Below are 17,827 nucleotides of genomic sequence, written 5' to 3' on the forward strand. Positions count from 1 at the left end.
GTGCGGGACGTGACCGCGAATCCCGCCACCACGGTGGTCGTCGTGACCTGGCGGGGTGCCGGGCACGTCACCGCCTGCCTCGACGCGCTCGCCGCGCAGACGCGTCCACATCGGACGCTCGTGGTGGACAACGCCTCCGACGACGGCACCGCCGCCCTGCTCGAAGCCCATCCTTCGCGTCCGCAAGTAATCCGCCTCCCCCGCAACACGGGGTACGCGGGCGCCCTCGCCGTCGCGCTGAAAAAGGTCGGAACGCCGCTGATCGCGTGGCTGAACGACGACGCCGAACCGGCCCCGGACTGGCTCGCGTCGCTGGAGGACACCCTCGAAAAGGCGCCGCTGGCCGCCGCGGCGACGTCGCTGCTCGTGCGGCCCGACGGCACCACCCAGTCCGCCGGGGTACGGCTGACCGCCGACGGGCACGGCGCCGACCTCACCGAGCCCGCCGGCGAGGTGTTCGCCTTCTGCGGCGGCGCGGCCCTGCTGCGCACGGACGTGCTGAGGAGCGTGCACGGCGTCCCGGCGGCCTTCTTCTGCTACTACGAAGACACCGACACGGCGTGGCGGCTCCGGCTGGCCGGGTGGGACGTCGTCGCGGTGCCCGGCGCCCGCGTCCGGCACGCCCACGGCGTCAGCAGCAAGCCCGGTTCGCCGCTGTTCCACCGCTGGAACGAGCGCAACCGGCTGCTCATGCTGCTGCGCTGCGCGCCCCGCGGCGTCGCGGTGAACCAGCTGCTCAGGTTCGCCGTGGTGACAGCGGTACTGCCGCTGCGGCCCGGGCGGCCGGCCGCGGCGAACTTCCGGTTCGGCCTGCGCTGCCGGGTGCTGGCCGAGGTGGCCGCGCGGCTACCAGCGACGTTGCTCGCGCGGCGCGAGATCGGCCGCGGCGCGGCGCTCGGCCGAGGCGCGGTCTGGGAGGCTTGGGCGGGCCTTTAAGCTGACGCCCATCCGACGAAGGAGCTGCTTTGGCGCAGGGGGAACCGCAACCGCTCGTCTCGGTGATCGTGGTGAACTACCACGGCGCCGACGACACGATCACCTGCCTGCGCGCGCTGGCCGACCACGACTACCCCGAGCTCGAGCTCATCTGCGTCGACAACTCGGACGAAGCCGCGCGCATCCGCGAGGCCGTGCCCCGGGCCCAGGTGATCGAGGCCGGCCGCAACACCGGCTTCGCGGGCGGCTGCAACCTCGGTGCGAAGCACGCGAAGGGCACCGTCCTCGGCTTCCTCAACAACGACGCCCGCCCGGCCCCCGGCTGGGTCTCCGCCGCGGTCGCCGAGCTGCGCGCCCAGCCCCGCGTCGCCGCCGTGGCCAGCAAGGTCCTCGACTGGGACGGCACCGGCACCGACTTCGTCGACGGCGGCCTGACCTGGTTCGGCATGGGCTACAAGCGCCACGCGGGTTCGCCGCTCGCCGACGTCCCGGCCGCGGAGCACGAAGTCGCGAAGGACGTCCTGTTCGGCACCGGCTCGGCGCTGTTCGTCCGCGCTTCGGTGTTCGCCGAGCTCGGCGGCTTCGACGAGCGCTTCTTCATGTTCTACGAGGACGTCGACCTCGGCTGGCGGCTCAACCTGCGCGGCTGGCGCGTCCGGTACGTCCCGGAATCGCAGGCGTTCCACCGCCACCACGGCACGATGGCGGCCGTGGACGCGCCGGAGACCGGCCGCGAGACCTTCCTCCTCGAGCGCAACGCCCTCGCGGCGCTCTACAAGAACCTCTCCGACGAGACCCTGGCCCGCGCGCTGCCCGCGGCGCTCGCCCTGGCCGTCCGCCGGGCCACCGCGCGCGGCGAGCTGGACGCGACCCAGCTCGACCTCGAACAAGGCGTCGGCCCGATCGAATCCGGCGACGTCGCCGTCCCGCGGACCACGCTGGCCGGGCTGCTCGCGATCGACCAGTTCGTCGAGCAGCTGCCCTCCTTGGCGGCGTCCCGCGCGGTCGAGCAGGCCGCCCGCGTCCGCACCGACGCCGACCTGCTTCCGTTGCTGCGCAAGGCGTTGGAGCCCGCCTACCCGCTGCCGCGCTACCTCGCCGCGCACGACATCCTCGTCGAGGCGTTCGGCATCGAAAAGGCGTTCGGGCAGCGGCGCAAGATCCTCGTGCTCACCGGCGACGCGCTCACCGAGCGGATGGCAGGCCCGGCGATCCGCGCCTGGAACATCGCGCTGGCGCTGGCCGCCGAGCACGACGTCCACCTGGTCACCACCAACCCGCTCGCCACGCCGCCGCCGGCGCCGTTCCGCGTCAGCGCCGGCAAGCACCGCGAGCTGGACGCGCCGATCGCCTGGGCCGACGTCGTCGTGCTGCAGGGTCACGTGCTCGAACTGGCGCCGTCGCTGAAGAAGCAGCACAGCGGCAAGATCGTCGTCGCCGACCTCTACGACCCGATGCACCTCGAACTGCTGGAGCAGGGCAAGGGCGTCGCCGACGACCAGCGCACGGCCGACCTCGCGGGCGTCACGAAGGTGCTGGACGCGCAGCTCGAGCGCGGCGACTTCTTCCTCTGCGCGTCCGAGCGGCAGCGGCACTTCTGGCTCGGGCACCTGGCCGCGCTGGGCCGCCTTTCGCCGCGGCTCTACGACGCCGACCCGACGACGCAGTCGCTGCTCGCGGTCGTCCCCTTCGGACTGTCGCCGGAGCCGCCCACGCGGACCGGGCCGGGCCTGCGCTCGTCGCTGGGCATCGGCGGCACCGACCACGTCGTGCTCTGGGCGGGCGGGGTCTACAGCTGGTTCGACCCGCTGACCCTGGTCCGCGCGATCGACGAGCTGCGCCGTCGCCGCGGCGACGTCCGGCTGGTGTTCCTCGGGATGAAGCACCCGAACCCCGAGGTCGCCGAGATGGACATCGGCGCGCGCACGATCCGGCTCGCGGATTCGCTGGGGCTGACCGGGAAGCACGTCTACTTCAACGAGCAGTGGGTGCCCTACCACGAGCGCCAGAACTGGCTGCTCGACGCGAACTGCGGCGTGACGACGCACTACGAGCACGTCGAGACGACGTTCGCGTTCCGCACCCGCGTCCTCGACTACCTGTGGGCCGGGCTGCCGATCGTCACCACCGACGGCGACGCGTTCGCCGACCTGGTGCGGGCGGAGAAGCTCGGTGTCGTCGTGCCGGCCGAGGACGCGTCGGCGCTGGCCGACGCACTGGAGAAGTCGTTGTACGACGAGGATTTCGCGGCCGGCTGCGTGGAGCGGATCGCCGTCGTCGCGCAGCGGTTCGCCTGGCCCGAAGCGCTCAAGCCGCTGGTGGAGTTCTGCCGCGACCCGCGCCCGGCGGCGGACCGGCTGCCCGGCTCGGCCGACCTGGTGACGACGCCGGCGGTGCGCGGGCGAGCGATGCTGCGCCGCGACGCCGACCTGGTGCGGGAGTACCTGGCCGCGGGCGGGGCGGGCGAACTGGCCCGGCGCGTCGGCGGGCGTGCGGTGAAGGTCGCGAAGCAGCGGTTGCGCCGTGGGTAGGTCCCTCAGCGTCCTCCTCGACGGCACCCCGCTCCTCGGCTCGCGGACCGGGATCGGCCGGTACACGTCCGCGCTGATCGAAGAGCTCGTGTCGATCCCCGAAGTGGACACGCGCGCGGTGGCGTTCACGCTGCGCGGCTGGCGCCGGCTGCGGCACGTGCTCCCGTACGGCGCGCGGGCCCGCGGGATGCCGGTGGCGGCGCGGCTGCTGCGGATGGCGTGGGTGCGCTCGGAATTCCCGCCGGTGGAACTGTTCGCCGGCCCGACGGACGTCGTCCACGGCACGAACTTCGTGCTGCCGGCCCGCTTCCGCGCGGCGGGAGTGCTGACGATCCACGATCTGGCCTTTTTGGACAACCCGGCCGAGCTCGCACCGAGCGACCGCGACCTGCCGGAACTGGTCCGCCGCGGCGCCCGCCGGGCCAACGTGATCTGCACTCCCACGGCGGCGGTCGCCGACGCGGTGGCGGAGCGCCTCGACGTCTCCCGCGACAAGATCGTGGTGACCCCGCTGGGCGTCAACCCGGCGTGGTTCACCGCGCGCCCCCCGGACGACGAGCGCCGCGCCCGCCTGGGCCTGCCCGCACGCTACCTGCTGTTCGCGGGCGCGGCGGGCCCGCGCAAGGGCCTGGACTGGCTGACCCGGGCGCACGACGCGGCCCCGGACCTCCCGGACCTGGTGTTCGCCGGCCCGGGCCCGTTCCCCCACGGCCCCCGGCGGTCCCAGACGGGCTATCTGTCCGATGTGGACCTGCGCACGGTGGTCGCGGGCGCGTCCGCGGTGGTGCTGCCCTCTCGTGACGAGGGTTTCGGCCTGCCGGTCCTGGAAGCGATGGCGTCGGACGTCCCGGTGGTCTGCACGGACATCCCGGCCCTGCGCGAAGTGGCGGGCGACTGCGCGAGCCTGGTCCCGTACGGCGACGTCGACGCCCTGGCTTCGGCCCTGCGCACAGCGGTGACCGACCCGCACGCGGTGGCGACGTCGGCGGCGCGCCGCACGCACGCGGCGGGCTTCACGTGGCGCACGTGCGCGGAACTGACGGTGGGCGCGTACCGCCTGGCTTCCGGCCGTCACTGACCTTTGTAGACAGCGAGGACTTCGCCGAGCGGGCCGCTCGCGCGGATCCGGCCTTCGTCCATCCACAACGCGGTCGTGCACAGCTCGTTGAGCAGCTCGTCGGAGTGCGAGGCGAAAACGAGGACCCCGGAGCGGCGGGCGAGGTCGACCAGTCGTTCGCGAGCCTTGGCGAGGAAGGCGGCGTCGATCGCGCCGAGACCTTCGTCGAGGATGAGGATCTCGGGGTCGATGGTGGTGACGACGCCGAGCGCGAGCCGGACGCGCATGCCCGCGGAGTAGGTGCGCAGCGGCAGGTGCAGGTAGTCGCCGAGTTCGGTGAACTCCGCGATGTCGTCGACCCGCTTTTCCATCTGCGCGCGGTTCATGCCGAGGAACAGGCCCCGGATCAGGATGTTCTCGCGCCCGGAGACCTCGGGGTCGAGGCCGACGCCGAGGTCGAACACCGGCGCGATCCGCCCGGCGACGCGGGTGTGGCCCCGGGTCGGCTCGTAGATGCCGGCCAGCAGGCGCAGGAGGGTGGACTTGCCGGCGCCGTTGTGCCCGACCAGCCCGACGCGGTCGCCGTCCTCGAGCGACAGCGTGATGTCCTGCAAAGCCTCGATGACCGGCGTCTTCGCGCCGGTGCCGATCTTCCCGCCGACCTTGCCCAGCACGCGTTTCTTCAGCGACCGGGTCTTGGCGTCGAAGATCGGGAAGTCCACGTAGGCGTTCCGCACCTCGATGCTCACCATGCTGCCACCCCTCCACGGCTCGGATGCGAATGCAAGTTATCATTCGCATTCACGCCATTCCTGGGAGGTATCCGTGCAGCAGGGCTTTCACCCGCCCCAGCAGGCCCGTAGCCGGGCATCGCTGGAGAAAGTGCTGGCCGCGGCCGAACACGTGCTGGCGCACCAGGGGCACGAAGAGTTCACGATCGGTGCGGTCGCCGAGCGCGCCGGGCTGTCGGTCGGCGCGATCTACCGCCGGTTCGACGGCAAGGACCAGCTCTTGTACGCCGTGAAGGACCAGCTGCTCACCCGGCTCGAAACGAACGTCGCCGAAGCACTCGCCGAGTCAGGACCGCACGACGTCGTCGCCGCCTTCACGCGAGCGCTGGCGGAGACGTTCGCCGCCCACGACCGGATCTTCCCCGAGCTGCTCGACGGCCAGCGCGCCGACGGCCGCGACCGCGGACTCCAAGCCCTGGCGGCGATCCAGCGGACCTTCGTCGAGACCGCGGGCGACAGCCCGGCGACGAGAACCGCCGCCCGGACCGTCATCGGCGCCTGCGTGCACCGCGCCGCGACCTGCCGCTACTGGCCGGACGGCCTGGACTGGACCACGTGGGCCGCCGAGACGACCAAGATGACGCTCGCCTACTTGGCGGCCGCGAAGTAGGCGTCCAACGCCTCTTCCCACGGACGCATCGGCGTCAGCCACGCCTCTTTCCACGACGACGGCGACAGCACCGAGTACGCCGGACGCGCTGCCGGGCGCGGGAACTCCGCCGTCGTGCAAGGGTGCACCCGCGCGGGGTCCGCGCCCAGCCGCGTGAAGACCGCGCGGGCGAAGCCGCACCAGCTCACCGAACCGGCGTTCGTGCAGTGCAGGATCCGGGCCTCCGGGCCGTCCCCGCCCGCCACGCGGGACGCCAGCTCCAGCAGCCCCGCGGCCAGGTCGGCCGTCCACGTGGGACCGCCCACCTGATCGTCCACAACGGACAGCGTGTCCCGCGAAGCCTCCAGCGAGGCCATCGTCTTCACGAAGTTCGACCCGGACTTCCCGTACAGCCACCCGGTCCGCACCACCCACGACGACGCCCCGGAACCGAGGACCGCGTCCTCGCCCGCCGCCTTCGTGCGGCCGTACGCCGACCGCGGCCCCAGCTCGTCGGAAGGCTCGTAGGGCACCGAACCGTCGCCCGCGAAGACGTAGTCCGTGGACACGTGGATCAGCGGCACCCGCCGCGCCGCACACGCGGCGGCCAGGACCCGCGGGCCGTCGGCGTTCACCGCGAACGCGCGCTCCTCGTCCTTCTCGGCCGCGTCGACCGCCGTGTACGCCGCCGCGTTGACCACCACCGGCGCCGAACCCGTCTCCCGCGCGCGGTCGGCCAGCGCGCCGACCGCCGCCAGGACCTGGCCCGTGGCCGTCACGTCCAGCTCCGCGGAACCCGGCGCCACCACGTCCACCGAAGAGGACGCCAGCGCGGCGAGATCCCGGCCGAGTTGTCCGGAACCACCGGGCACGAGCACCGTCAGCCGCACAGGAAAGTCCCTTACTTCTTCAGCGCGGCCCGCTCCGCCAGGGGCTCCCACCACGCGCGATTGTCCGTGTACCAGGCCACTGTCGCGGCCAGACCGTCCTCGAAGGACACGCGCGGAGCGTACCCCAGCTCCGCGTTGATCTTCGTGATGTCCACCGAATACCGGCGGTCGTGGCCCTTGCGGTCCTCGACCGGTTCGACGCTGTCCCAGCCGGCCCCGACCGCGGCCAGCAGCTTTTCGGTCAGGGACCGGTTGGTCAGCTCGGTGCCGCCGCCGATGTTGTAGATCTCGCCCGGCCGGCCACCCTCGGCGACCAGCTGGATGCCCTGGCAGTGGTCGTCCACGTGCAGCCAGTCACGGACGTTCAGCCCGTCGCCGTAGAGCGGCACCTTCCGCCCGTCCAGCAGGTTCGTGACGAACAGCGGGATGACCTTCTCCGGGAACTGGTACGGACCGTAGTTGTTGGAACACCGCGTGACGCAGACCGGCAGCCCGTGCGTGCGGAAGAACGACCGCGCCACCAGGTCCGACGACGCCTTCGACGCCGAGTACGGCGAGTTCGGCTCCAGCACGTGGTCTTCGGTCCACGAACCTTCCGCGATCGAGCCGTACACCTCGTCGGTGGACACGTGCACGAACTTGCCGACACCGGCTTCCACGGCCGCCTGCAGCAGGTTCTGGGTGCCGAGCACGTTCGTCAGCACGAAGTCCGCGGAGCCGAGGATCGAGCGGTCCACATGGGACTCGGCGGCGAAGTGCACGACCAGGTCCACGCCCCGCATGACGTCGGTGACCAGCGCGGTGTCGCAGATGTCGCCGCGGACGAAGCGCAGCCGCGGGTCGGCGGCGACCGGGGCCAGGTTGGCCTCGTTGCCGGCGTAGGTGAGCTTGTCCAGCACCACCACTTCGGCGTCACGCAGCGCCGGGTAGGCGCCGGTGAGCACCTGCCGGACGTAGTGCGACCCGATGAAGCCCGCACCACCGGTGACCAGGACCCGCATAACCCCGCCTTTCTCCGCGCCCCGGACGGGGCAATCCGCCCCCAGCCTACGGAGGTCCTACAACACCCTCAGTAGAGTCTCACTGGAGGCACACTGGTGCCCTGGGGGAAGCACGGGGTTCACAGGGGAGGAAGCGCGTGACCGAATGGCCTGCGCCGCCCGTCCCGGCGCGCCGCGGCACCGGTGCCGCGATCTTCGCGCGACGCGGTGGCAAGGTCGTCGTGTCCCTGCTCTCCGTCGCGATCCTGGCCCTGACCTGGTACGGCTGGCACTTCATCGGTGACCCGAACACCGGCCTGACCACGACGAACGTCTTCGCCGACACCGAGGCGCACGCGAAGCCGCTCGACGGCGCGATCGACATCCTCCTGGTCGGCCAGGACAGCCGCACCGACGCGCAGGGCAACCCGCTGCCCCGCGAAGTGCTGGACATGCTGCACGCCGGCGTCTCCGACGGCGAACTGAACACCGACACGATGATCCTCGTGCACATTCCCCAGAACGGGAAGCACGCGATCGCGATCTCGTTCCCCCGCGACTCCTGGGTGGAGCTCGCCGGCGGCTACGGCAAGCACAAGCTCAACAGCGCGTTCGTCTACGCGTACACGGACACTTACAAAACGTTGCAGCGCCAGGGCATGACCGACCTGAAGCAGGCCGACGCGGAGGCGAAGGTCGCCGGGCGCAAGAACCTGATCGCCACGATCGAGAAGTTCATCGGCAAGCCGGGCATGATCGACCGCTACGCCGAGGTCAACCTGGCGAGCTTCTACGAGATCACCAAGTCGATCGGCGGCGTCGAGGTCTGCCTCAACGGGCCGGTCAAGGAAGTGAAGTCCGGCGTGGACCTGCCGGGCGGGCGTCAGACCATCGAAGGCGTGCAGGCACTGGCCTTCGTCCGCCAGCGCTACGGCCTGCCCAACTACGACCTCGACCGGATCGCCCGCCAGCAGGCGTTCCTGTCCGGGCTGGCCCGCAAGGTCATCTCCTCCGACGTGCTGACGAGCCCGGGGAAGATCGCCGATCTGGTTTCGGCGGTGAAGAAGTCGGTCGTGCTCTCGCTGGGCTGGGACCTGACCGAGTTCGCCGAGCAGATGCGCGGCCTGACCGGTGGCAACATCGAGTTCCACACCATCCCGACCCTGGGCAACGCGGTGATCGGCGGCGCGGACGTGCTCCGCGTCGACCAGCCGTCGGTGGCGGCGGAGGTCGCGCGGCTGACGTCGGACGGCGACACCCCGGCGGCCCCGGCGTCGCCCCAGCTGCCGGGCGCGAAGGCCGTCACGGTGGAGCTGTTCGACGGCACGGGTTCCCCGGCGCTGACCGCGCAGACGCACGCGACGCTGCAGGGCAAGGGCTTCACCCTCACCGCGGACCAGAAGCTGAGCACCCGCACCACGACGATCGTCCGGTACAACCCGGCCGACGACGCCGCGCTGGCCCTCGTCAAGCAGGCGCTGGGCGCGGGCCTGCAGGCCGAACCGGACCGGGACGTCACCGCCGGCCACGTGCGCGTGCTGCTCGGCAAGGACTTCCGGAACTCCGCCGCCGCCCCGGGCGGCGCGCCGACGTCCACGGCCGCGAAGCCGCCGGCGTCCAGTGCGACGCCCACCACCCCCGCCGCGCCGCCGATCACGGCGGGCGACGTCCCCTGCGTCAACTAGACTGCGTACGCAGGGTGGTCGGGGGAGGTAGGCCAGGGTGGATGACGAGCAGGAAAAGCCGGACGCGACCGCCGAGCCGGTGACGCAGAGCGACGAGTGGAAGCCGTCGCCGTTTCCGCGGACGGCGCCCGCTCCGGTGCCATCGCGCGCGCGACGGGCCGGCCGGGTGACCCGCCGCGTCGCGCTCGGCCTGGTGTCGCTGCTCGCGCTCGGCGCCAGCGGCTACGCGTACGTGACGAAGGACCAGCTGCAGAGCACGGTCCCGACGACCGACGCGCTGACCCCGCGCGCGGGCGAGCCGGCGCCACCCCCGGCGGACGACGGCGCCGACGACATCCTCCTGGTGGGCAGCGACGCGCGCACGGACGCCCAGGGCAACCCGCTCCCGGCGCGGCTCCTGCGCCAGCTGCGCACGGAAGCCAACAACGGCGCGGTGAACACGGACACGGTGATCGTCCTGCGGGTGCCGAAGAACGGCGGCAAGCCGTCGGCGGTCTCGATCCCGCGTGACACGTGGACCGACGTCCCTGGCCGCGGCAAGGCGAAGATCAACTCGGCGTACGGCATCGCGAAGGCGCACTTCGCGCAGGAGCTGCGCGGTCAGGGCGAGCGCGACCAGGCGAAGATCGAGCGCGATTCGGACACCGAGGGCCGCCGCGTCCTCGTGCAGGCGGTGCAGGACCTGACGCAGGTGCGGATCGACCACTACGCCGAGGTCAACCTGCTGGGCTTCTACCTGCTGACCGAGGCGCTCGGCGGCGTGAAGGTCTGCCTGAACCACGCGACCGAGGACAAGGACTCGGGCGCGAACTTCCGCCGCGGCGAGCAGACGGTGTCCGGCGGCGAGGCGCTGTCGTTCGTCCGCCAGCGCAAGAACCTCCCGCGCGGCGACCTCGACCGGATCGTGCGCCAGCAGGCGTTCCTGTCCTCGGCCCTGCACCAGGTGCTGTCGGCGGGCACGCTCACGAGCCCGGGCACGCTGAACGGCCTGATGGACGCGGTCCACCGCGCGCTGACGATCGACCCGGGACTCGACCTGCTGCAGTTCGCGCAGCAGGCGAAGGGGATCGCGTCGGGCGACCTGGCGTTCGCGACGATCCCGGTGATCACGGCGAACGGGCGGAGCGAAGACGGGCAGAGCATCGTGGAGATCGACCCGAAGGCGGTCCGCGAGTACGTAGCGGGCTTGGCGGGCCGAACGGCGGCCCCGGCCCCATCAGGCGGCGGCTCGGGCAGCGGCACCGCCCCCACCGCGGCACCGCTGCTCCAACCCTCCCCCAGCGTCCCCTGCGTCAACTGACCCGAGCGCACTTTCACGTGAAAGTGCCGCCACCTCACACGGACTTCACGCCACTTTCCCTACGAAAGTGCCGCTACCTCACACCGACTTCACGCCACTTTCCCTACGAAAGTGACGTCATCTCACACCGAACCAACGCCGGGTGGTCGGGTGAAGTCGGCGCGGTGGTCCTCTGCCCACTGCCGGAACGTTCGCGGCGGGCGGCCCGTCACCTCGCGCACCACGTCCGTCACCAGTGACGGCTCCCGCACCGTGCGCGCCCAGGCCCGCAGGATCTCCGGCGGGACCTCGGGCGGCCAGCCCAGCGCCGTCATCCGCCCGGCCGCCTCCTCCGCCGTCAGCTCCTCGACCGGCAGCGGCCGTCCCAGGACGTCCGCGAGGGTCGCCGCCTGCTCGCGGAACGAGATCGGCTCCGGGCCCGTCAACGCGAGCGCTTCCCCGACGTGCGAACCGTCGATCAGGATCCGGGCCGCGACCGCCGCGATGTCGCGCTCGTGGATGGCGCCGATGCGCGAGTCCGGGTACGCCGTGCGGACCACGCCCTCCGCGATGTCCGCACGCCAGCCCAGGGTGTTCGTCGCGAACGCGCCGGGGTTGAGCACCGTCGAGGCGAACGGCGCCGCCGCCAGTGCCTGCTCGACGGCGTGGTGCAGCTGCGCGATCCGGCTCTGCGCGGACTCGGGTTCGAGCGTCGCCGCCGACGACAGCAGCACGACGTGCCCGACGCCGGCCGCGTGCGCCGCCTTCACGAACCCCTCGATCCCCTGCGGCCGCGTGTACAGGAAGACCGCCGACACGCCCGCCACCGCGGCGTCCAGCGTCGAGGGGTCTTCGAGGTCCGCGCTCACCTTCGCGACGCCGTCCGGCACCTCGAGCGCGGTCGCGTCCCGGCTCGCCGCGCGCACGTCCTGACCTGCGGCAACGAGCTCGTCCAGCACCGCTCGCCCGACGTTCCCCCGGGCTCCGGTGACGAGGATGGTCATGGTTGTTCCCCAGTTCCGAAATAGATTTGCTTGCAAAGCAAAGCTACTCAGCTCGGCGATCCGGTGTCAACCGGCGAGGCCCCTGGTCCGCGCTTTAGCCTTGTCCCCATGAGCCTGACCGACGAGCTGCTGCGCCCGCTGCTGGCCTCGCCCGCCCGACCGTTGATCACCCACTACGACGACCAGCTCGGCAGCCGCGTCGAACTCTCCGTGGCGACCACCACCAACTGGGCGGCGAAAACGGCCAACTGGCTGACCGAGGAGTTCGACGTCGAACCGGGCGACGCGGTGGCCGTGCAGCTCCCGGCGCACTGGCAGACCGTGGGGGTGCTGCTCGGGGCGTGGTGGTGCGGGGCGCGCGTGGTGGCCGAGGGCGCCGGCGCGCGGGTGGCGTTCGTCGGGCCGGACGACCCGGAGCCGACCGGCGCGACCGCGACCGCCGTCGTCACGCTCGACCCGATGGGCCGCGGCCTCTCGGAACCGCCCGGCGGCGGCGCGTTCGACTACCTGACGGAGTCCCGGCTGGCGGGCGACCAGTACCGCCCGCTCTTCCCGATCCCGGGCCACACGGCGGCACTCGAAGGCTCCACTGTGGACGAAGTACTGGCCGAAGCCCGCGCCCGCGCGGCGAAACTGGGCCTGTCCGGGGACGACCGCGTGCTGTCCACAAGGGACTGGGACGGTGCGGGGGGCATCCTCGACGGCCTGCTCGTCCCCCTCGCCGCCGGCGCGCACCTGGTGCACATCAGCAACGCGGACCCGGCGAAACTGGGTGCCCGCCGTGATGCGGAGCGCACCACGGCGGACCTCCCCGCTTAAGCGTTCTGCAGTTCCCCGGCTTCGGCGCGGCGGGCGCGCTTGCGGCCCCACAGCAGGTGGTCCAGGGAAAGCCGCCCGCCGTTGAAGCCGAGGGCGAGCCCGGCCAGCGCCAGCACGAGGACGAGCTCGTAGCCGCCCTGCCCGGTCAGGCCGTTGTCGATGTGCACCGACAGCAGCGCGCCGACCGAGATCACGACGTAGCCGATGCCGACCAGCGGCAGCAGGAACCCGGCGATGAACGCGATCGAGCCGAGGATTTCGACGGTCATCGCGAAGACCGCGGCGGCCGTGGGCATCGGGATGCCCGTCATCGAGAAGAACTTCGCCGTGCCGTCGATGCCGTTGTTCCACTTCTGGAGCCCGTGCGCGAGGAAGACGACCGCGACGCCGATCCTCCCCAGCAACAGGGCCACGTCCTTGAATCGTCCGAACATCGGTTTCAGCTCCCCGGTGGGTGAATTTTCAACTGACCCGCCCCAAGTTAGGGCCCCGGAACCCCCCACCGAAGCATCGGAGGGTGATCGACAGGGAACCGACAGGGACCGGAAAAGCGATTGGCGGCGGCCGCCGCGAGCGCTATCTTCGCCCTGACCTGCGCCAACGAACGTGAGGAGACCCCGATGCGCCGACAGACCGATCCGCCCGGCCTGTCACCCGCATCACAAAGGATCCCCCACGACCGTGAAAACCCTGAACATCGGCATCCTGGCCCACATCGACGCCGGGAAGACCAGCCTGACCGAGCGCCTGCTCTTCGAAGCGGGTGTCATCGACCACCTCGGCAGCGTCGACCGCGGCGACACCCAGACCGACACCCTGGAGCTCGAACGCCGCCGCGGCATCACCATCCGCTCGGCGGTGGCCTCCTTCGTGACCGGCGGCACCCGGATCACGCTGATCGACACCCCGGGCCACTCCGACTTCATCGCCGAGGTCGAGCGGGCCCTGCGGGTGCTCGACGGCGCCGTCCTGGTGGTGTCGGCCGTCGAGGGCGTCCAGGCCCAGACCCGCGTGCTGATGCGCACGCTGCGCCGCCTGGCCATCCCGACGCTCGTCTTCGTCAACAAGGCCGACCGGATGGGCGCGCGCGACCAGCTCGCCGACATTCGCGCGAAGCTGGCGCCGCGGGCGTTCGCGCTGAACGCCGCCACCTCCCCCGACGAGCTGGGCGAACTGCTGGCCGACGGCGACGACACCTTCCTGGAGTCCTATGTGGACGACCGGGCCGACGCCGCCGCCTGCCGCGCCGAGCTGGCCCGGCAAGTCGGCGCGGCCACGCTGCACCCGGTGCTGGCCGGCTCGGCGATCACCGGCGACGGCGTCGCGGACCTGGTGACGGCAATGGCCGAACTGCTCCCGGCGACCGAGCGCACCGGCGACGGGCCGCTCGCCGCGACCGTGTTCAAGATCGACCGCGGCCGGGCCGGGGAGAAGATCGCCTACGCCCGGCTGCACTCCGGTTCTCTGGCCGCGCGGCAGCGGATTTCCTTCTACCGCGGCGAAAGCGAGCTCACCGGCCGGGTCTCCGCGGTCGAAGTCGCCGGCGACGACGTGGCGCTCGCCGGGGACGTCGCCCGGGTGCGCGGGCTGCGCGAGGTCCGGATCGGCGACCGGCTCGGCACCCCGGGCACCGCGAGTGACGGCGTGTTCGCGCCGCCGAGCCTGGAGACCGTCGTCCGGCCGGTCCGGCCCGAGCAGGCCGCGGCCCTGTTCACGGCGCTGACCCGGCTGTCCGAAGAGGACCCGCTGATCGACGTCCGCCGGTACGGCCACGACGTTTCGGTGCGGCTGTACGGCGAAGTGCAGAAGGAGGTGCTGCGCTCGATGCTGGCCGACGGCGCCGGCATCGACGTCACCTTCGAGCGGACGCGGACGCTGTACGTCGAGAAGCCGGTCGCCCGCGGCGAGGCCCTCGAAGAGCTGGATCCGGAGCAGCGCCTGTACTTCTTCGCGACGGTCGGGCTGCGGGTCGAGCCCGGCCCCGGCGTCACGTTCGGCCTGTCGGTGGAGCTGGGGTCGCTGCCCCTGGCGTTCCACAAGGCGATCGAGGAGACCGTCCACCACACGCTCGGACAGGGGCTCTACGGCTGGGAGGTGCTGGACGTCGCCGTCACGCTGACGCACACGGCGTTCTTCAGCCCGCTCAGCGCCGCGGGCGACTTCCGGAAGATGACGCCGCTGGTGCTGATGGCGGCGCTGAAGGAGGCCGGCACCCGGGTGCACGAGCCGGTGCACCGCTTCGAGCTGGAAGTCCCGGTGACCGCCGTCAGCGCGGTGCTGCTCAAGCTGGCCGAGCTGCGCGCGGTCCCCGGCGAACCCGGCACCGGGCCCGGTTCCTGCACGCTGCGGGGCACCATCCCGGCGGCACACGTCCACGAGTTCGAGCAGGCGCTGCCGGCGCTCAGCCAGGGCGAAGGCGTCTTCCTCGCCGAGTTCCACGAGTACCGGCCGTACCCGGGGCCGCCGCCGGTCCGTCCCCGGACCGGCGACAACCCCTTGGACCGCAAGGAATACCTGGCGCAGGTGGCCCGGCGTTAGCGCTTGTGGGCCCAGGCCGCGCCGAAGCAGTACGCGCCGAACGCGGCCAAGCCGAGGGCCACCACGACCAGCAGCACCGGGCCGAAGGGCTGGGCGACGAGCGTCTTGAGCGCGGCGTCCAGCCCGCCGGCCTTGCCCGGGTCGGCGTTGAACCCGGCGATGGCGAGGAGGATCGCGACGATCGCGAGGACGACGCCCTTGGCGAGGTAGCCCGTGGTGCCGACCCCGCCGATCCAGCGCTTGGTCTTCCCGGGCAGCTCGTTCGTGTTCAGGTCTTCGAGGAACTTCTTCTTGACGCCCTTCACGCCGGCGGCGATCGCGACACCCAGCACGCAGGCCGCGGCGATGACCACCAGTGCCGGCCCGGCCGGCAGCTGGAGCAGCTTGGCGGTGAACTCCTGCTGGCTCTGGTTGCTCGAGCCGCCGCCCCCGCTGCCGGTGGCGATGCGGATGGCGGTGAAGCCGAGCGCGATCACGACGACGCCGCGCGCCGCGGCCCCGATCCGCTTGCGCGTCCGCTTGCCGCCGCTGACCCATTCGTAGCCGGTGGCGGCCATCAGGAACTGCCACAGGCCGAACAAGATCAGGCCGACGGCGACGATCCAGAGCAGGATCTGGCCGAACGCCGTGGAACCGATCTGCTGAAGTGCACCCTTCTGGTCGGCCTGCTCGCTGTCGCCGAAGGCGACCTGCAAGGCGAGGTAGGCGATGACGAGGTGCACGACGCCGTAGCACGCCATGCCGATGCGCCCGAGCAGTTGCGCGGTGTCGCTCTTCTCGCCTCTGTCGGCGGTGGCCTCTGTCCGGTTCATGACTTCTGGGGTACCCAGTCCGGACCGGCTTGCGCTGGGCTATGCGGCGGAATTCCGTGCGGCGATGGGAGGATCCCGGTATGGACGCGCGACTGATCGGCTACTGGTCGGAGTCGGAAGTGCACCCGGGCTCGACCGAGTACACCGAACTCGGCTTCCGCGCCGACGGGACGGGCTGGCAGTACTGGTCGAGCTGGAGCACGGAGTTCGTCGTCCACCGCTTCACCTGGGACGGCGCCGCGAGCCGCCTCGCGCTCCGGCTCGGCATGGTCCTGGACGGCACCTGGTCGCTCGACGGCGAGCGGACGCGCCACCGCGTCGAACGCCGCGAGCACGTCGACACGCGGCTCACGCTGGGCTGCTCGCTGACCGACGAGCCGAAGCTGGAGCTGGACCGCCCGATCGACGAAATGCTCGGCGGCACGCAGTTCCTCTTCGTCCCCGGCGGCGGCGCCGACCCGACGCTCGCCTAAGCGGGGCGGCGCCGGACCTCGTCGAGCCCCGTCCAGCCGCCGTTGACGGCGAGCAGCGTCAGGACCTGCTCGGCCTGTTCGGCGAACCGGGCGAGGTCGTCGTGCAGCAGGGCGGCGCGTTCCCCGTCGAGCTGGTCGACGTCGTCGAACCAGAGCGAGATCACCGAACCGGCGGTGACGGCGAGCCCCTGCGTCAACCGGAGGAAGCCGTCCGACGGCTCATCGGCGGCCGCGCGGTAAGCGGTTTCGATCTCGTCGCACGCGGCGAGCAGCTCCCGCAGCTGACGAACGGCCCCGGCCGGCGTCCCGTCCCAGGCGGCCGTCGGCCAGGCACGGTCGGACAGCTCGAGCCACAGCCGCCAGCCGGCGACCAGCTCGGCTTCGTCGTGGGGCGTCCAGGACGCCGGAACCGGCCAGTACATGCTTCGAGGGTGACACCGCCGGAGCGGAAATCCGCCCCGGCGGTGGGTTATGTCTCATGTGGCGAAACTCAGCTGATCACGGGTGGCACCGGCACGCAGGGCGGAGTCTTGGCGTGCGCGGGGTCGAGCGCGTTGAGCACCAGCCCCTGCGCGACGGGGTCGTAGGTGATGCCGAGGTGGTCGGTGAAGTCGAGCCCGCAGACGTTCTGCAGCAGGATGTTCTTGACGTTCGGTTTCGCGGGCAGGAACGCGCTCGTGTACGGCGTGACGACGTCGTCGTACCGGGTCTGGATGACGGTGTACTGGATGCCGTCGACGGTCTCGCCCCCGGCGTTCAGGTCGGCGAGGAAGTCCGACCCGACGGCCTGTTCGTTGCACGCCTGGCAGACGGTCCCGAGCGCGGCGGGCACCCCGGGGATCATCTCGAGGGTGCTGAGCAGCCCGAAGAGGTCGGTCCCGTGGTTGGACGGCGACAGCCCGACCAGCCGGCTGATCTTGTCGGCGCCGCCGAGGTACTTGATCCAGTACCGGACGTTCATCCCGCCCTGCGAGTGCCCGACGACGTCGAGCTTCTTCGCACCGGTGGCTCGGAGGACTTTGTCGCCGAAGGCCGCAAGCGCTTTCGTGGTGTCGGCAACGGGCCCGACGGTCTGCAGGAAGGCCCCGGGCGCCCCGCCGAAGTTCCCGGCGAAGACGCAGTACCCGGCGTTGGCGAGCTTCTGCGAGAGGTTGGCCCAGTTTTCGTAGGCGTTGGCGGTGGTCCCGTTGGAGAGCAGCACGGGATTGGGGTGCTGCGCGGAGGGCTTGCAGTTCCAGTCGTTCGCCCCGGGCGGCGCGATGGTGGGCGCCCCCAGCGAGTAGACCGCGGCCGTGAGGATGTTCGGCTGCACGGGCCCGGTGGGTTCCCGTTCGGCAGCCCGGCCGGTCCCCGCCCCCAGCACCAGCACCGCCACCGTGGCCGCGGCCGCCGTAAGCCACCTGCGCGTCGTTGCGCCCATCCGCTTCACCTCTCTGTGAACCG

The 17,827-nt window shown here is 71.8% G+C and carries 17 protein-coding genes; 9 read left to right on the plus strand and 8 right to left on the minus strand.

Annotation, left to right across the window (positions count from 1 at the left end):
• From MUY14_RS31740 to MUY14_RS31750, 3 genes are read left to right on the plus strand one after another with little or no spacing between them, the layout of a single operon-like run.
• Nucleotides 1-936 (plus strand): glycosyltransferase family 2 protein, encoded by a 936-nt coding sequence (locus tag MUY14_RS31740; RefSeq protein WP_247014581.1) that lies wholly within the window; start codon nt 1-3, stop codon nt 934-936.
• A 29-nt stretch (nt 937-965) separates the two neighbouring features.
• The gene (locus tag MUY14_RS31745) at nt 966-3,467 is read left to right on the plus strand and encodes a glycosyltransferase (RefSeq protein WP_247014582.1); all 2,502 of its coding nucleotides are present in this window, start codon (nt 966-968) and stop codon (nt 3,465-3,467) included.
• Nucleotides 3,460-4,545, plus strand: a complete 1,086-nt coding sequence (locus MUY14_RS31750; RefSeq protein ID WP_247014583.1) for a glycosyltransferase family 1 protein — start codon at nt 3,460-3,462, stop codon at nt 4,543-4,545. Before MUY14_RS31745 ends, MUY14_RS31750 begins: the two co-directional genes overlap by 8 nt.
• Here MUY14_RS31750 and MUY14_RS31755 read toward each other — a convergent pair.
• Entirely contained in the window at nt 4,539-5,276 is a 738-nt protein-coding gene (locus tag MUY14_RS31755) for an ABC transporter ATP-binding protein (RefSeq protein ID WP_247014584.1), read from the minus strand. The two genes, MUY14_RS31750 and MUY14_RS31755, sit on opposite strands and share 7 nt — an antisense overlap.
• A gap of 73 nt (nt 5,277-5,349) precedes the next feature.
• On the opposite strand from MUY14_RS31755, the gene MUY14_RS31760 reads away from it, so the two are divergent.
• The gene (locus MUY14_RS31760; protein ID WP_247014585.1) at nt 5,350-5,925 is read left to right on the plus strand and encodes a TetR/AcrR family transcriptional regulator; all 576 of its coding nucleotides are present in this window, start codon (nt 5,350-5,352) and stop codon (nt 5,923-5,925) included.
• Here MUY14_RS31760 and rfbD read toward each other — a convergent pair.
• Nucleotides 5,904-6,794, minus strand: coding sequence for a dTDP-4-dehydrorhamnose reductase (gene rfbD, locus MUY14_RS31765; RefSeq protein WP_247014586.1), 891 nt, complete (start codon nt 6,792-6,794; stop codon nt 5,904-5,906). The genes MUY14_RS31760 and rfbD overlap by 22 nt on opposite strands.
• 11 nt (nt 6,795-6,805) lie before the next feature.
• Nucleotides 6,806-7,795 (minus strand): dTDP-glucose 4,6-dehydratase, encoded by a 990-nt coding sequence (gene rfbB, locus MUY14_RS31770; RefSeq protein ID WP_247014587.1) that lies wholly within the window; start codon nt 7,793-7,795, stop codon nt 6,806-6,808.
• 137 nt (nt 7,796-7,932) lie between these two features.
• Here rfbB and MUY14_RS31775 point away from each other — a divergent pair, with 137 nt between their 5' ends.
• A complete protein-coding gene (locus tag MUY14_RS31775; protein ID WP_247014588.1) occupies nt 7,933-9,459 on the plus strand; it encodes an LCP family protein in 1,527 nt (508 codons plus the stop codon).
• Nucleotides 9,460-9,496: 37 nt separating this feature from the next.
• Nucleotides 9,497-10,759, plus strand: a complete 1,263-nt coding sequence (locus MUY14_RS31780; RefSeq protein WP_247014589.1) for an LCP family protein — start codon at nt 9,497-9,499, stop codon at nt 10,757-10,759.
• 122 nt (nt 10,760-10,881) lie between these two features.
• Here MUY14_RS31780 and MUY14_RS31785 read toward each other — a convergent pair whose 3' ends face one another.
• Nucleotides 10,882-11,742, minus strand: coding sequence for an NAD(P)H-binding protein (locus tag MUY14_RS31785; protein ID WP_247014590.1), 861 nt, complete (start codon nt 11,740-11,742; stop codon nt 10,882-10,884).
• Nucleotides 11,743-11,850: 108 nt separating this feature from the next.
• Here MUY14_RS31785 and MUY14_RS31790 point away from each other — a divergent pair, with 108 nt between their 5' ends.
• Nucleotides 11,851-12,561 (plus strand): TIGR03089 family protein, encoded by a 711-nt coding sequence (locus MUY14_RS31790; protein WP_247014591.1) that lies wholly within the window; start codon nt 11,851-11,853, stop codon nt 12,559-12,561.
• Here the strand turns inward: MUY14_RS31790 and MUY14_RS31795 are convergent.
• Entirely contained in the window at nt 12,558-12,995 is a 438-nt protein-coding gene (locus tag MUY14_RS31795; RefSeq protein WP_247014592.1) for a DoxX family protein, read from the minus strand. The genes MUY14_RS31790 and MUY14_RS31795 overlap by 4 nt on opposite strands.
• Before the next feature lie 247 nt (nt 12,996-13,242).
• On the opposite strand from MUY14_RS31795, the gene MUY14_RS31800 reads away from it, so the two are divergent.
• On the plus strand, nt 13,243-15,099 hold the full coding sequence (locus tag MUY14_RS31800) for a translation factor GTPase family protein (protein ID WP_247014593.1): 1,857 nt from the start codon (nt 13,243-13,245) through the stop codon (nt 15,097-15,099).
• On the opposite strand, the gene MUY14_RS31805 is transcribed toward MUY14_RS31800, so the two are convergent.
• Nucleotides 15,096-15,911: a DUF1206 domain-containing protein gene (locus MUY14_RS31805; protein WP_247014594.1), complete on the minus strand. Its 816-nt coding sequence runs from the start codon at nt 15,909-15,911 to the stop codon at nt 15,096-15,098. The two genes, MUY14_RS31800 and MUY14_RS31805, sit on opposite strands and share 4 nt — an antisense overlap.
• 80 nt (nt 15,912-15,991) lie before the next feature.
• Between MUY14_RS31805 and MUY14_RS31810 the strand changes: the two genes are divergently transcribed.
• Entirely contained in the window at nt 15,992-16,384 is a 393-nt protein-coding gene (locus MUY14_RS31810) for a hypothetical protein (RefSeq protein ID WP_247014595.1), read from the plus strand.
• Here the strand turns inward: MUY14_RS31810 and MUY14_RS31815 are convergent.
• On the minus strand, nt 16,381-16,806 hold the full coding sequence (locus MUY14_RS31815) for a hypothetical protein (protein WP_247014596.1): 426 nt from the start codon (nt 16,804-16,806) through the stop codon (nt 16,381-16,383). The genes MUY14_RS31810 and MUY14_RS31815 overlap by 4 nt on opposite strands.
• A gap of 68 nt (nt 16,807-16,874) precedes the next feature.
• Complete coding sequence (locus MUY14_RS31820; protein WP_247014597.1) at nt 16,875-17,804, minus strand: triacylglycerol lipase; 930 nt, start codon at nt 17,802-17,804, stop codon at nt 16,875-16,877.
• Between the last annotated feature and the right edge of the window lie 23 nt (nt 17,805-17,827).

The sequence above is a fragment of the Amycolatopsis sp. FBCC-B4732 genome (assembly GCF_023008405.1).
GTDB lineage: Bacteria > Actinomycetota > Actinomycetes > Mycobacteriales > Pseudonocardiaceae > Amycolatopsis > Amycolatopsis pretoriensis_A.